Consider the following 14,702-nt stretch of genomic DNA (forward strand, 5'->3'; position numbering starts at 1 on the left):
ATCTATAGATTTTGTAGAAACATTACTATATTCGAATAGGCAATCTGACATTTTTTAAAAACAACCAACTGTCAGATCAAGTAGTGGCTATTACAGATAAAGAGTTTAAAAGTTCGACAATAGGATTCCCCTATGAACTTTCGCTGCAAAATTAAATATTCATACGCTTTTCTAATAGTAAACGTAATTCGATATCATCCATAACTTTAGCTTGTTGCTTTAATATCTCGCTTGCTATTTAATCGGTCTAGGAACTCGTTAGTATTCATACCATTTAATTTCTGAAATAATCGATAAAACGTTCTTTCGTTTTTCATCTCTAAGATTTCGCAGATTCCGATGATTGGTATTTTTCGTATAAGTAGCGGGATAGACTTTTCAATTATGTATTTCTTTTTGTAAGCAGTAAGCGTAATTCCATATTTATTTTTAAATAGCCTATTTAGATGCTGCAAACTTAATGGTATATCCCTGCTTAAACTCTTTATCTCGAATTGCATACCGCTCTGATCCACGCCATTCTCGATCATCTTTTTAATTAGTTCGGCAGGTATATCGTATCCATGATGGATAACACCTTGCTTAATGATTTTTTCTTTGGACAGTTGCAGAAGAGTTTGCAGCTGATCAAGAACATATAGTTCGCTATTCCAATTTCCTTTGGTAAGGTTGTTTCCCATTTGTTTTATGAAAGTAGTGGTAACTTCACCTACTTTAAAATCTGCAGAGTGTATTGGCTGAGCCGAATTTATGAGGTGCGCATTCTGTAGTTTTTCTAGAAATGTAATTTCCTGCTTACGTAGTCCATTAAGATATCCCACGTCGAAATAGAAGCTAAATATTTGATAGTAGCCCGGCTTAACGATGAGTTGATAGTTGCCAGGTGGAAGATAAGCATATAAAGCATATTGCGGCCGCAAGTCAAATATCTTATCACCGCTTTCGCTTTCCAGCGTGATAGCAGTCGCTCCATGAAGTAGATACACGCCATAGAGGTCTTTTAATTTAATACAGATTGGTATCTGAAGGGTTGCGCTCAAAACGAGCGCTAGATGATGTAGGTAGCTATATCGACCCTTGTAATCTTGCTCGAATATGGACTGGCCGCCAAGTTTACGATAGGTACTTTGCGATTCTTTCAGTATGATAGTACGATTGGAATGATCATAATGTTCAACTTTTTGAATAGGGCCGAAGATCGTGTCTGCAATTATATAAGCGCTTTTTCGCATGACAATGTATTATGTAGGTGGTCAACCGAATTTCATTCTGCAAGTTCCATAAGTTTACATCTGCTAGCAAATTCTTTCCGTCAAATGGCTTATTTGATACGGCTGATACGATATTGTATCATGTTTACTGCTTTTGCAGCTATTGCCTATCAAACGTATCGAATTTATATGCTGATGGAACCGTTTCGTTTTTTGGAACCCCCGTTAAGCATGTTTGTATTGTTCGCCTGCCAATGAGAGGTTCACTGTGCGGGTGTGAACAACACTTTAAACAACAAGTCATGATACAACAAATCAATTCACATGGCGAGGGCCTCATGCCACGTCGGCAACAGGTTCCTGAGCATTTTAATCTCTCTGTTTTCTTTCCAGAGCACAAATACGATCCAAAGGATCGAAAATGTCCCATTGAAATTCTTTAACTAGTTATGATAGTGCCTTTTGGCACTATCATATTTTCTATTATTTATTTAATATATTTCATTTTTTTGCGTTTCACCTATGCCTACTATACAATTCAAATATCAATATCCAGCATATGATCAAATTCGTTCTGCGCTAGACATAAGACTATTAGATCCCTCACCGAATCTTATCGCTGAGTGGGCTAGGTTTGATCCGAACATTCGCTTACAGTTTCCAGGCAGCGATCACAACTGGCGCTACTGGCAATTTGAGCAGGCATGCTTTAACCAATCGTTGGCGATTGCAGAATCAAATTGTAGATTGCTGGAAGATAGGTTATCGGAAAACGTGGTTCCTGCTGGCTACTTTAAAAATGCGGGTATCATTGCCACGTTCCATTTTGCATCATACCGGATCATTGGGAAATGGCTCGCGGCATCGTCAATAAAATTTGTCTTGCTGGTTTCCGGTGATGTTAAAGATAGCCAAGAAGCTATTTTCCATGAGCAGATAGCTGGATGTCTACAGGACAGTTCCGCATTCTATATCTTGAATGCCAATGATCCAAGAGTGATCCTAAAAATTCGAACTGCAATTCGCCAGGGTTACATGGTTCTTATCTATGTGGACGGAAACGTGGGGGGTCGTAAGCGTAAGGAAACCATCACTTTATTACACTCTGAAATTGCCGTGCGTAGTGGAGTTTTCGATATTGCCCAAATGCTTGGCGTTCCAATATATCCTATTTATGCAGATAGGGGAGAAAGATCGCTTATGTTCAATCTAGTACGCCCCTTAAGTGTATGTGATGGAGTTGCTCACGGCGGAAACACGGGCAGCGCTGGGGCGCATAGACTCTATGGGGTAATCAAAGATCGTTTAGCTGCAGCGCCATATCTGTGGGAGAATTGGTTCCACCTAGATGAGTTTGCTTAGCTCTAATATTATCTAAGTATTGAATTAATGTTAATTTTCTAGGGACTATCAATCGAATTTTTTATATTTCATACGTTTCTGTTGCTTACACTGCAGCGCCTAACCTTGTAGTCGATTCTCATGCTCGTTTCTTTGAAGCAATGAACGGCTGAATAAAACTAACTGACGAGAATGACAGATATCTATTTACGTTTTCGGTCCGGGATGTCACCTTTATTACATCTGGCCAGTTGGATCATCTACCTGTACACTAGCTACTGTCTAAATGAGAGCAAATATGGTACGGGATCGCTCGTGGTATTGATCTTTCCCCTTTACGCGGTAACATTCTATAGCATATATTTTTTTCTGAAATATCTGATAGACTTTCATAGGCCTTTGCACGCTGCAGCAGGTCTGCTGATGTTTTTAATTTCCATCCTGCCCATAACGTATTTCTACATCAATCTGTTATTGCCAGCGCTAGGCGTTCATATTCAGGATCGCTCCGTACCCTTTCGCTGGAGCGAATTTATTCGCTCAACCTATCTTGGCGTATTTCGGATTGGCATTTATGCTCTAATTGCGTATCTGATCACACTGATTTTTAAAGGGGCACGCTTGCTTCGGATTTTTAAAAGGCGAATACGGCGCCTAAAATTCGGCATGCTAGGCACTCAACTAACCTCGCACACACAGTACGATCTGTTGCACAAATTGATGGGCAGGTTTGCAGAAGACCGCGAGAAATTTGAGCAGTATGTCGAGTGGTTAGCGGACATTCAAGGATACACTGCCACAAGTGTAGATCGAAGGTTTGTTCCACTAGCATCGGAACTTGAACAAACCGAGCATTTAGCACTTATGTTGCAACCCACATATTTTAGCGACAACCCGGATTGGCTTTATGTAGTCGGTGATATCGATAAAGCCGTTGTACCGCCAATGATGCTGGTGATGCTGGTGGAAAATGCCTGCAAGTATACAGACTTTAGTCATCCAGATGCCGTCAAAATGACCGTACAGTCTCTAGATGATGTATTACATATCTCTTGCGTGAATACGATTGGCAGTATTCGTGCGCGAAACTCGCTCGGACTTGGTAATACTATTTTAAAAGCTAGGCTAGAAGCTTTGTTCGGGCGGGAGGCATCCCATAGAAGCTTTGAAGAGCAGGGGCGCTACACTGTGCATATTTCGATGCACTTTAAGAACAACTGAAACAACAAACAAAAATAAGCATGAAAACCCTCAATTTATTTATCATCGATGATGACCGTTCGGCCATTGATCACCTAAAATCTTTAATAGCAAAGACACCCTGCCGTTTGGTCGGGAGTGCTACAGATCCAAGAAACGGGATCGCAGAAATTGAAAAAAAGAAGGTGGATATCGTCTTTCTAGATATGCAAATGGAGCCTATCAGTGGCCTCGAAGTTGTTCCGCAGCTTCCCAACGATGTGCAGGTAATATTTTGCACTTCTTTTCGCGAGTCGGCGCATCAAGCTTATGATACGTATACGTATCATTACCTTCTAAAACCGTTTGGCTTTGTGAAATTCTTCAATGTACTTCGCAAAACAATGGCAACCATTACCCATCGGTCGTTTCTCGGAGAGAGTGAAACAAAGAAGAAATTTCAATTCTTTGGAACAGGGGCCAAGGGTGGTCATGAACGATTATGGTACGAGGACTTTGTATATGCCCACTCACTGGGTGAAAAGACGATGATCAACTTCACCGACGGCAGGAGTTACGTGATCAATCAACGCATCGGCAGATTATTAAAACGTTTGCCAGCCACACACTTCGCGCGTATCAGCAATGAAGTCTTTATAGCCCTCCATGCAATCCAGAAAGTACTGTATGGACGTGTTTATGTAATTATTGATGGCAAGGAGCAGCGCTTAGATATGGGCACAGAATACGCCAAAGAGATAATCCGCTGGATAGAGGATAATTCGTAGGATTGCACTTGATCTATAAATGTACTCACTCCCAAAAAATGAGTTAGCGTGCGACGATCAACGCAACGCATTTTAATTTTAGCAGTAACAAATCAATTTTCAACCTCAGCGATTCAATTATTTTATCAACTACAAAAGATGCTTTATGAAAAACATAGAATTCGAAGATCTCTATCAAGGTATGCTGCAGAATTTATACTCTTTGAACGATCCATTAGTCAATTCCATAGTCGACCTTGCCGGTTCATTGCGAATTACTGTTCGATCAATGGAGCAGTTATTATCGAGCGTCAGAAGTAAGCCCTTTAAGGATGATCAGCATGAGATCAATTTTTTTAAACATATAAAGCCACGTTTTCAGTCTTGGCACATTTACGTAATAGAGCTTAACCATATCGTTTCACAAATTCCTATTGGTAGTGAGGAAATGATTCGTGAATACTACATAAATGAATTGACGATTATAGACCGATTTTTTAAACGTTACGGTTTCTACTATCAATATTACCTAGCAGGAGAATGCTCGCGTGATAGCGATTTCTTTCTACGAAGAAATCTAAAAGATCTACCGCCTGAGCATAGTAAACCCAATCAACCAGAGAGTTTTGTGACGAGCATGGATTATTTGTTTGCGAAGTTCAAGGCGTATGAGATGCTGCGAGACTGTATTGCCCGGAGAATCAAAGTTATAAATAGTAGCCGTAATATTCAGACCTTAGAGCTGGAGCTTCTTCAGAAAAGAAGGTGGTGGTCGGGCAATAAAATTGAACTTGTAGAACTTGCATACGGTCTTTACCATGCCAAGCGCATAAATGGTGGTAAAGCAGAAGTGGGAGAGATTATAGCTTGGCTGGAAGAAAGCCTAAATGTGGATTTAGGTCAGTCTTATCGGATGTTCACCGATATAAGCAGACGAAAGCTAGTAAGCCACACGAAATTTATTGACGAGATGCGTACTACGCTTGATACTTATATTCAGTCGCATTACGGTCCTCGGTTGCCTATTCGCTAAGATTACCTAAAACATTTAATTTGACTTGCTTACATAGGTGCTTGCTAATATACTAACGGGTAGGTGATAAAGAGCTAATTCATAAATGACTATATCATCCTAACTTAAAATATCGAACTTTTTTCGTTAAAGATGATAAGTGTTTATAGCCTTTTGTAATTAGCTAGGTGGTTTTTATCTATCAAATGAATAAGGACTTGAAAAGAGTTATTGGCTCCATACTGCTTACATCTGATCGATAGTCACTTTTGCTGCATTTAATTTTTAAATGTGGAAAACAAGTAGTGAACAAGTAATGTTTAACCTTTATGAGCACAGACTATCTATCTGTAAAGCTACCCTGCTTACCATGTAGGAGTCTGCATGAATTTCGTTTCCCTCCATTGTGGAGAATCGACGAGATGGAGGGCTACACATGCAAGACTTGTTAGATAGCAAGCTACTACTTTAGCGAGTGACAAATGGATTGAATGGACAAGAATACCTGCATTGCAAACCTTAAAGTAGCGACAAAAGCATCAAAATATGCGCGAAGGTATTTAAGATTATTACTGGCGTGCGATATTGGGATGACGCTCGCTTGGAAATGTATGTTCTTTATCATGATTAAAACTGGAACCGAAAATTGTTTTATAAATGAATATTAAACTATATATAATATGCAAAACATAGAAAACAAAGTAGCATATATCACAGGAGGATCAAAGGGCATAGGCTTCGGAATTGCTAAAATACTAGTGGAAAATGGGCTTAAGGTAGCAATATCGGGCCGCAACCTTGACGATCTGCAAGAAGCTCAGGCTGTCTTAGGGGAGGATAATTTGCTCGTGTTCCAATCTGACGTGATCAATTTCGAAGATGAAGTCAACTCTGTCAAGCGCGTGATAGAAAGATTTGGAAAATTAGATGTAGTCATCGCCAACGCCGGGGTTGGAAAGTTCGCACCAGTGGATGAAATTTCTCTAGATGATTGGAATGCTATGATCGCTACAAATCTTACCGGTGTGTTTCACACGTTGAAAGCTTCCGTTGAGGAGTTGAAAAAAAGTAAGGGATATTATATCTCTATCGCTTCGTTGGCTGGTACAAATTTCTTTGCTGGAGGCGCCGGCTACAACGCATCGAAATTTGGGGTAGTAGGATTTACTCAAGCCGCTATGCTTGACTTGCGCAAACATGATATCAAATGTACTACGATCATGCCTGGCTCGGTCACTTCCAATTTCGCTGACCATGTACCAAGTGACTCTGACGCTTGGAAAATTCAGCCCTCGGACTTGGGGGAAATGGTGATCCACTTGCTGCAAATGAATGCCAACGTGCTGCCAAGCAAAATTGAGGTGAGGCCAAGCAAAACAAGCTGATTGTTTAATCTAGTAAAATAGTTGTCTTCAGCGATTTCATTTGATACTAGCAGCAACACTATTCAGCAGATTAGTGTTGCTGCTAGTGTTTATGGTCAGATGGTGTGTTACAGATATCGTATATATGAGTAGATGAGTTGAGATATCGTTTCGATTTTCAAGAATTGAGTCACAAAGTCATCCTACGGTAAACTAGTTTTTTCTAGTCATTATCCCGCAAATAGCATTTTATCAAATTTTAAAGATTCGCTTTTCCCGATCCTAAAGAAGTATATCAGCGCGTATTCCCCTTCACTCAAATATTCGCCTTGTTCATTATTTTCCCCTGAGTAGGAGAGGGTGAGCTGTAAAGTTTCGCTGATCTGGTCAAAATGAACGGCCAAATAGTATGGTCGCTTATTTTCACTTAATATAGGTGTCGTATACTGCCCGTCGTTACCGAGGCTTTTTAAATCAACTTTGGAGAGACCGTTTTTAAAATCCTCGCTGAATAAATATTTATGATACACCTCAAAATCATTTTCACTAAATAGTGGGGGAAAAGATGAGGGCCATTTTTCCTCGTCTATCTGATCATATACCGCATACCAAATCTGCGTGGTGTCGGCATTTATGGGGAAAGAAAAGTAGCTTTTTTGTTTAGCTAGATCATCCGTAGAAGCAGCTGAGCGAAAATCGTTAAAAATCTTGATCCAATCCGGAGCTACAGCGATGGCTTTAGCATTTGAATCTATAAGCTCCTCTGCCGAATCCAAGGCTGGGTTCCTTGCAGCCTTTTTATCCTGATTGCACGCGTAAATGCTGAGAAATAAAAGGTAAAGAATAGTTGTATGTATAGCTTTCATTTTTGGTCAAGTTGTTTGGTAACTAAATATACCAATCAAGTTACGGATAGTTTTTGGATTCTACATTCAATGATTAGTTTAGCAGATGGCTTAGTTACTTCTTTTTGATAGAGTTGCTAAACCAAAACTCACTTCGGCTCCCAATGTAGATCTGAAAAATTTAGCTCATTATTACTGCACCACTATCAAAACATATGAGGCAAACCTCAAAATATAGTTACTAGGACTTTACAATATGGTCTGCCATATTGATGATTGTTTTATCCTTTAGTAATGTAGTTTTTCTTTTCCACTTTTTTCGAGGATACAAGAGAAAACTTAAAATGGAAAAGTTGAAAAAGAAGAGTAAGGTTAAAATAGCGAAGATTGCGTTTGGGTCGAAAATAAAGTATAGGATATTTGCAACTATAAACAAAATTAATAATACCAGGACGGTCAAGAAAAGAGACTTATTCCGTTTAGCCCATTCTGAAAAGTCTGCGTTATGGTAAACGTCTCTGGTCACTTTATCAATTTGCTGCGAAGGAACATCAATCGACAAGATATCGCTTTTGAAAAACTTTTCTGATTCCATTTAAATTCAAAATAGGGTTAAAGCAGTTTTAAGGCAAATGCGATACCGAATCAGTTTTTAGATGTTTAAACAGGTACTTATTTTTCATAATACCGTTTTTGTACTTCGTTTGACAGCTATCCTTTCGCTATAACCAGCGCCGTCAGGGCTGCAAGGTACAGTGATGTTATATTTCCACAGCTATTTATTTCGGGTTGCCTGTATGCATAATCATACAATTTGCGTTTTATTCTTCATGAAATGCGGGTAGAAAACTTCCTGTACTGAATGGAAGTGAAACCGATTTTTATCGCCATAAACCCCGATACTGGAGACTGTTTTTTTTGTAATCGGATGTGCCTATGAATATTATTACGTGATATTTGACGCTTGGTGGAGACTGTTTAGGTTCTTCTAGGGTATTCAAAGTTACAAACCTTAGAATGTACGTGTTGCTTATGAAAAAATTGGCGGTAAGCAAAAAGTAATCCCCTCATCAGGTGACGAAGGGATTTTTTGAATGACGATTCCCCAGAACATTTTCATAAGCATGCTTTCGTGTGTCTAAAATCTGGGTTATGGGTTCCCAATTTACACATGTCTCATTATTAAGAGCGAAATTAAATGTTAATCTGTTTACACGCAAATATTTTTGAATTATTTAAGTGTTTCGTCAATCCCACACATGTTAAACCCCAGACTGACATTAGAATTGTGATAATAAAGCGATAGAGTATTTCAATGACCCTACATGCTACCATGGAGAGTATAAAAGACAACTCTCTAAAGTAATTGACATAATATTTTTCGATCTGGAAAGAGCACTATTTACTTTTCAAATAGCGATTATCCAGCCGAAAGCAAGATATCAAACCAATTGTTTCTTTTGGGCTATCGTTACGAAAATTGAAAAAATTTGTTAACAAGTATAAAACCCATTGATCACGGGATCCGCGCCGAACTGAACCGAGATCGAACATATCTTTAATCGATTTAGGCTTTCAGCATCCTCTATAGCCAAAGCGATCCTTTAAACACGTTATCTTTAAAATCCATAGGGTCAGTCGACTAGAAAGGTTCCAAATTGAAACATTTAACCACTTAAACAATTATACTAATCGGGACTCTTTTTACCAAAAAAGTAGAGTGACGACATCCAATATTTTGTGTATTTTTATATGCACATTGCAAAGCTATAACAATGAAAATATATCTCGATATAGAAAATGCAATCAGTCCGAGAACCGGACGGAAGCTATCTATCCCGGTAGCTTTCGTTGAATCAGTGGATCTCACGGCCTGGCAATTTCTAGAGAACGTTTTAAAAAATTTGAGATGAAATTGTTAGTTACAAAGAACTTATTTCAATTTTATACAGATCATACAGCTTTACATTGGTTGCGTAAAATCAGGTACAGACTTTGCACCGACTGCTTTTTATAAAAAGTTGTTGAAGGTGGGTAGTAGACTAAAGCGATACAACAGGTCAAGGATTGTAAGGGGAAACGAAAAATAGAAAGGGAAGCATGGGATTTGCTATATGATGAGCTGGAAAAATTCCTTGGTGAGGAAAACGATAGAGAATATTTTAATAAAGATCTTATACTAGAGTCATTGATATGGAGAAAGCGCTTAGCAAACTTGCAGAACTTAAAAATTATATATTCAAAGTTCAACAGTTAAGTGATTCACCAGAGATCGCTTACACCTGGGGAAACGATCCTTTCTATGTTGCTCACAGGAATATCGCTCTGGAGCTAATGCACAAGGGACATAGGGATGATGCGATAAAGCTACTCGAAAACTATGTCAGCTACCAGTACCACGATCGATTGGGCGAGGCCAACGCTGATCTAAGTAATATTTGGGACGGGTTGATTCCATTAACAAGGGACAATATAGAGCGGCTTTACAAACAACACAATGGCATTATGGTGGCAACGGATATATACTTCCCATTGCCTTATGTAAACTACACCTTTCTTAATGTACTCCAAGAGGAGCGTAGCAAATTGATGGAAGATGAGCATAATACCGTTCTTCCACTTGAATGGATACTCGATGGTGAGCGGGAGCTTGATAATGCATTTTTGGACGTGTACAATACAAAACTTAACAATGCTAGCTATCCATTTTTAAAAATCTGCTAATGCTGTCGTTTATCGTCTACATTTTTGATATTTAAGCGTTTATACTATTTCCGAGGTGACATATTGATGGATATTTGTAGGCTAAATCTTCATTATGATATATAGATTAACAAGTGCTCAATACCTGAATAGCTCATCAGTTGATGAAATTGTTCTTTGCTACCAATTTTTAAGTTCTTATGACGGATCTAAATATCTTGTTTGGATTCAAATTACAGAGCTTTTCGATGAATGGAAAGAACTATTCGGCTTGGATGATAATGCAATGCTCAAATTTCTTTTAAAAACTATAGAGCCCGATTTGATCCGAAGCGGTTTTAAGTATAGGCTTACTACGTATAAAATCCCGTCAAGTTTTGAACTTAAAGCGGGTTTTAAATATGAGGATTATAATCTCAACAATTACGAATTGCATGTTTCCCCAAACAGAGGATAAAAGACTGGCTCATATGATCCGTCTTAGCAGATCTAAATTGGAGTTGCTAACTTAGTCGGCATATCAGGTTAAGAATAAATAATCTTAATTTTGAAATAATGATTAAAGTCCGTAAAAAGTACGATCGCATCTTTAAAGAGAGCGCTGTCGAGTTGAGTAAAGGTGGAAAAAATATTGCCACACTAGCCCGAGAATTAGGAATCTCTGCGGCTCAGCTATACAAATGGAGTAAAGAGTCAGAAGAAGTTAGCTCTGGGAGTTTTCTAGGGAATGGCAACCTGAAGCACACAGAAGAATAAGAGCGTATAAGTTTTTTGTAGAAAAAACTTAAGGATTCAGAACTAGAACTTGAGATATAAAAAAGCCATAGGCATCTTTTCCAAGAGCGATCGGTGATATATTGCTTTATCAAGCAATATCAGGATTTATATCCGATTGAAAAGATGTGCGAGGTTCTGGGAATTGGGGGCAGAAGCTATTATTCTTGGCGAAGCCGCTGTAAACAGCGAAAAAGTCCAAATAAGACCCTTGAAAACAGAATAAAGGCTATTTACTTCAATAAGAAACAGCGATATAGCAGCTTAGAATAACTGCAGAACTGTCGGATGAAGGTGTTAAGGTTTCTAGAGTTACAGTGGCTAAGTACATGAAAAAGATGGGTCTGCGCAGTAAAATAGGCAAGAAATATATGTGACCACAGACTCAAAACATTCACATAAGATAATGGACAATGTATTAGATCGGAATTTCGCAATTGCGGAACCATCTAAAGTCTGGGTGTCCGACATTACCTACATCCATACAAAGGAAGGTTTTTATACCTGACAACCGTTCTTGATCTATACGACGGTAAATGTATCGGCTGGAGTATCAGTGATGGGATGAGGACAGAAGAAACTTCATTGGCGGCTTGGAAAATGAATGTTTAACAGGCAAAATTTAATACCTCCATCAGGTTTGGAAGATAGGTAAGCCAACTGGACGTATATGTAGAAACGTATGATAGGTGGACGGATAGAGTTTTCTGAAAGCGAAGATTTTAAGATAGCTAGGGAATTACACACAATAGATAAGTTACCAATTGGATCCCTTTCTGTAAGATTTCCCTCACCGATAGAAATAAAGAACATAAGATATGTTTGTCCTCCGGCTTGTAGAACTCCCATTGCAGAGTTCTGTTTTTATAATGAAAATGGTATCAAGATGGAAATAAAAAAAGCCTATGGTAAATCTATACATAAGGATCAAGTAGAGTTCGCATTTGATAATAACCAATTGACCTCCGCCGCAACAAAAGAAGAAGAGTACTGGATTGGTGCTACCTTGAAATCAGATCAGCAATTGATTTCTAAAATAGAGCTAGTCCCCAAGAATGACGGTAATTTCATAACGGTAAATCATAATTACGAGCTCTTTTATTTCGATAATAAATGGATTTCAATTGGGAAAAGAATCGCCACGAGTAGAAAATTGTATTATGAAGATGTACCGAAAGGTGCAGTTCTTTTGTTGAGAAATCTTACTGAAGGTAACGAGGAACGTATTTTTACGATGAAAGACTCGGTACAAGTTTGGTGGTGAGAATGTATATAATTGTCATCGCTGAACGGTTTAATTTATAATAAAAGAAAAGAAAAAAATTAACTAACGTTTTTTTTTGACTATTACGATCGATTATCACTTTAATATCTTCAACTATTTTCGTGACAATTGCTGCCTGTAGCATTTAGAAAGGTTGACTTATGTCTAGAAAAAAACCTGTACGCAATGGAATTGGATATAATAATTCCTTTACTCCAACATGTAGAAATTGGTATGGCGTACCAAGGCAACAAATCTCGTTAATTTTATTCTATTAGGCTTTGGAAGTTCATTCTTCGCAAATCCTATTAGTCAACGGGGCAATTACTATAATATTTTTTAATACCAATTTCGTGATGTTGGTAATCGTTTGATCTGCAAGTCGGCAACTTTGACCACGATAAAGGACTCGTTCTTTGACATCGTGGGAAGAAGCATTTCCAAGGAAATTAAGTGCAGGGGTTTGTTTCGGCTATTTGCCGTCAAATCCTGAACCTTAGGCAGCCAGTTTTGGTGGGCGCTTTTGCGTCAACGTGAGTATTCCCGAACAACATTCTTTTACGATGATCCTTTTTTGTAGTGATACAGGCATAAAAGAGTGGGCCAAAAAAAATTAATTTTATTCTAGCATATAGGGGAGCGATTCTAGATCGACTCCCTTTTTCTATTTATAGAGGCCGCTTCCAAATCGGCCGGAACCAATTCCATCATTCTAAAATTTAATCTTATGGCAAAAATTTTAATCGCGAATCAAGTCAAGCAGGGAGTCTCGCTGGTCGATTTGCTTGCTAAACTTGGTCACCGGCCATCCTACCGTAGCGGAAAAGAGCTGTTTTACAAAAGTATGCTGCGAGAGGAGCGAACGCCCTCGCTTTGCGTGAATGAAAATCTAAACGTTTGGTTTGATCACGGTGGCGCGGGCGTTTCACAAAAGCAAGGAGGTAATGTAATCGATTTTGCGCTTGCTTACTGGTTTCCTTCAGATTTCGGACAGGTTCTGAACAAGATTTCGGAAACCATGTCATTGGATTTTCCATCCGATCTGAAGGTTAATCCTCGACCGCGACAATTTAACCGGCAGCCCGAGAAGCTGACCAATTATAAAGTGACTGGTGTAAGGGAGCTTGGCGGTAATGCTAAAATCGCTACGTATCTTCAAAATCGGGGGATCTATGAGCAGGCAAAGGGCCGGATCAAGGAAGTGTACTATGAGATCGTGACAGGGCCGAAGGCTGGAAAATCTTTTTTCTGCGCGGGATGGCAGAACGACCTGGACAGCTGGGAGCTCAGCAACCAGGGAAAGCACTTTAAGTTCAAGGCCTGTCTTGGACGTAAAGCGATCTCTACGATTGAAGGATCTAAAGTAAGGCTTTGCCTATTTGAAGGTTATATGGACTACCTGAGCTGGCTTGCGGATAATCCGAAAGTTACAGATTCTGTCATTGTGCTGAATTCCGTTAATCTGTTAGATTCCGCTCTGGAGAAGATATTAACTTTCCCGTCGGTGCAGGCCTACTTTGATCGGGACAAGGCGGGTGAAAAAGCTTTTGAGAAGTTAAAGCAGGCGGTTCCGCATGCTCAGGATTGCTCAAGTTTATACAAGAAATACAAGGATTACAACGATATGCTGATGAACCGGCCGTCCTCTACGGTGCTTTACGAGGAGTCATATATCTATGAAAAAATGATGTCTTCATTTAAGCGGTAGTCTCTATATTGTTTTCTTCCACACGCCCTGTCAATTATGTGTTTGCTACGCTGCTAAGCTATTAGTCACTTAGTTTACCTATAGCAATTCAAATTGGCTGTGTAGCTACTTATCGAGTAATCGATTCGGCTGGGGGCGCAATGATTGTGTAGGCTAGTTAGCTACTTAGGTGGATAACCACTAATTTGGTAGACTGTTAAGTTTACTGATCGGTGGGCCAGAAGGTCATCCTAATCCATTACGCCTTTAGCTAGGCAAGCGCTAGGCTATCTCATTAGCAAATTGCTAAGCCGCCAGGCAAATTTGCAAGTTCGCTAGGTAAATGGTTAGGTTACCAATAGATTAGCTACTTAACAGTGAGACCGCGTTTCTTGCTACATAGCTAAGACATTGGCTGCTTTGTCTGCCAATTATTAAGCTAGCATTTCAGGTTTATTGCAAAGCATGACGCTAGTTGGTTGATTGGCTAGCAAATTGCTGAGCAGTGAAGCCATTAGGCAACTACGCTAATTAAGTGGATCATCAGCCAAATGA

At 39.2% G+C, this 14,702-nt stretch carries 13 protein-coding genes; 11 read left to right on the forward strand and 2 right to left on the reverse strand.

Annotated features, from left to right (window positions below):
• Positions 1–206 precede the first annotated feature (206 nt).
• Positions 207–1,232 (reverse strand): helix-turn-helix domain-containing protein, encoded by a 1,026-nt coding sequence (locus B0I21_RS19555; protein WP_133642186.1) that lies wholly within the window; start codon positions 1,230–1,232, stop codon positions 207–209.
• A gap of 501 nt (positions 1,233–1,733) precedes the next feature.
• On the opposite strand from B0I21_RS19555, the gene B0I21_RS19560 reads away from it, so the two are divergent.
• The 5 genes from B0I21_RS19560 to B0I21_RS19580 all read left to right on the forward strand — a co-directional run bounded on the left by B0I21_RS19560 (position 1,734) and on the right by B0I21_RS19580 (position 6,895).
• Entirely contained in the window at positions 1,734–2,573 is an 840-nt protein-coding gene (locus B0I21_RS19560; protein ID WP_133642187.1) for a lysophospholipid acyltransferase family protein, read from the forward strand.
• A gap of 171 nt (positions 2,574–2,744) precedes the next feature.
• On the forward strand, positions 2,745–3,773 hold the full coding sequence (locus B0I21_RS19565) for a LytS family sensor histidine kinase (protein ID WP_133642188.1): 1,029 nt from the start codon (positions 2,745–2,747) through the stop codon (positions 3,771–3,773).
• 20 nt (positions 3,774–3,793) lie between these two features.
• Positions 3,794–4,519: a LytR/AlgR family response regulator transcription factor gene (locus B0I21_RS19570; RefSeq protein ID WP_133642189.1), complete on the forward strand. Its 726-nt coding sequence runs from the start codon at positions 3,794–3,796 to the stop codon at positions 4,517–4,519.
• Positions 4,520–4,664: 145 nt separating this feature from the next.
• The gene (locus tag B0I21_RS19575; protein ID WP_133642190.1) at positions 4,665–5,531 is read left to right on the forward strand and encodes an RteC domain-containing protein; all 867 of its coding nucleotides are present in this window, start codon (positions 4,665–4,667) and stop codon (positions 5,529–5,531) included.
• A gap of 659 nt (positions 5,532–6,190) precedes the next feature.
• Entirely contained in the window at positions 6,191–6,895 is a 705-nt protein-coding gene (locus tag B0I21_RS19580; protein WP_133642191.1) for an SDR family oxidoreductase, read from the forward strand.
• A 209-nt stretch (positions 6,896–7,104) separates the two neighbouring features.
• On the opposite strand, the gene B0I21_RS19585 is transcribed toward B0I21_RS19580, so the two are convergent.
• Positions 7,105–7,740, reverse strand: coding sequence for a hypothetical protein (locus tag B0I21_RS19585; protein WP_133642192.1), 636 nt, complete (start codon positions 7,738–7,740; stop codon positions 7,105–7,107).
• Between the two features lie 2,172 nt (positions 7,741–9,912).
• Here B0I21_RS19585 and B0I21_RS19590 point away from each other — a divergent pair.
• The 6 genes from B0I21_RS19590 to B0I21_RS19615 all read left to right on the forward strand — a co-directional run bounded on the left by B0I21_RS19590 (position 9,913) and on the right by B0I21_RS19615 (position 14,168).
• On the forward strand, positions 9,913–10,443 hold the full coding sequence (locus tag B0I21_RS19590; RefSeq protein ID WP_133642193.1) for a hypothetical protein: 531 nt from the start codon (positions 9,913–9,915) through the stop codon (positions 10,441–10,443).
• A 94-nt stretch (positions 10,444–10,537) separates the two neighbouring features.
• Positions 10,538–10,879 (forward strand): hypothetical protein, encoded by a 342-nt coding sequence (locus tag B0I21_RS19595; RefSeq protein ID WP_133642194.1) that lies wholly within the window; start codon positions 10,538–10,540, stop codon positions 10,877–10,879.
• A gap of 98 nt (positions 10,880–10,977) precedes the next feature.
• Positions 10,978–11,178 carry a transposase gene (locus B0I21_RS19600; RefSeq protein WP_133642195.1) on the forward strand — a complete coding sequence of 67 codons (201 nt, stop codon included), beginning with the start codon at positions 10,978–10,980 and terminating at the stop codon, positions 11,176–11,178.
• Between the two features lie 287 nt (positions 11,179–11,465).
• Positions 11,466–11,573: an IS3 family transposase gene (locus tag B0I21_RS20635; protein ID WP_133642221.1), complete on the forward strand. Its 108-nt coding sequence runs from the start codon at positions 11,466–11,468 to the stop codon at positions 11,571–11,573.
• Between the two features lie 305 nt (positions 11,574–11,878).
• On the forward strand, positions 11,879–12,460 hold the full coding sequence (locus B0I21_RS19610; protein WP_133642196.1) for a hypothetical protein: 582 nt from the start codon (positions 11,879–11,881) through the stop codon (positions 12,458–12,460).
• A gap of 727 nt (positions 12,461–13,187) precedes the next feature.
• Positions 13,188–14,168, forward strand: a complete 981-nt coding sequence (locus B0I21_RS19615; protein ID WP_133642197.1) for a toprim domain-containing protein — start codon at positions 13,188–13,190, stop codon at positions 14,166–14,168.
• Positions 14,169–14,702 lie beyond the last annotated feature (534 nt).

The organism is Sphingobacterium paludis (genome assembly GCF_004364125.1).
GTDB lineage: Bacteria > Bacteroidota > Bacteroidia > Sphingobacteriales > Sphingobacteriaceae > Sphingobacterium > Sphingobacterium paludis.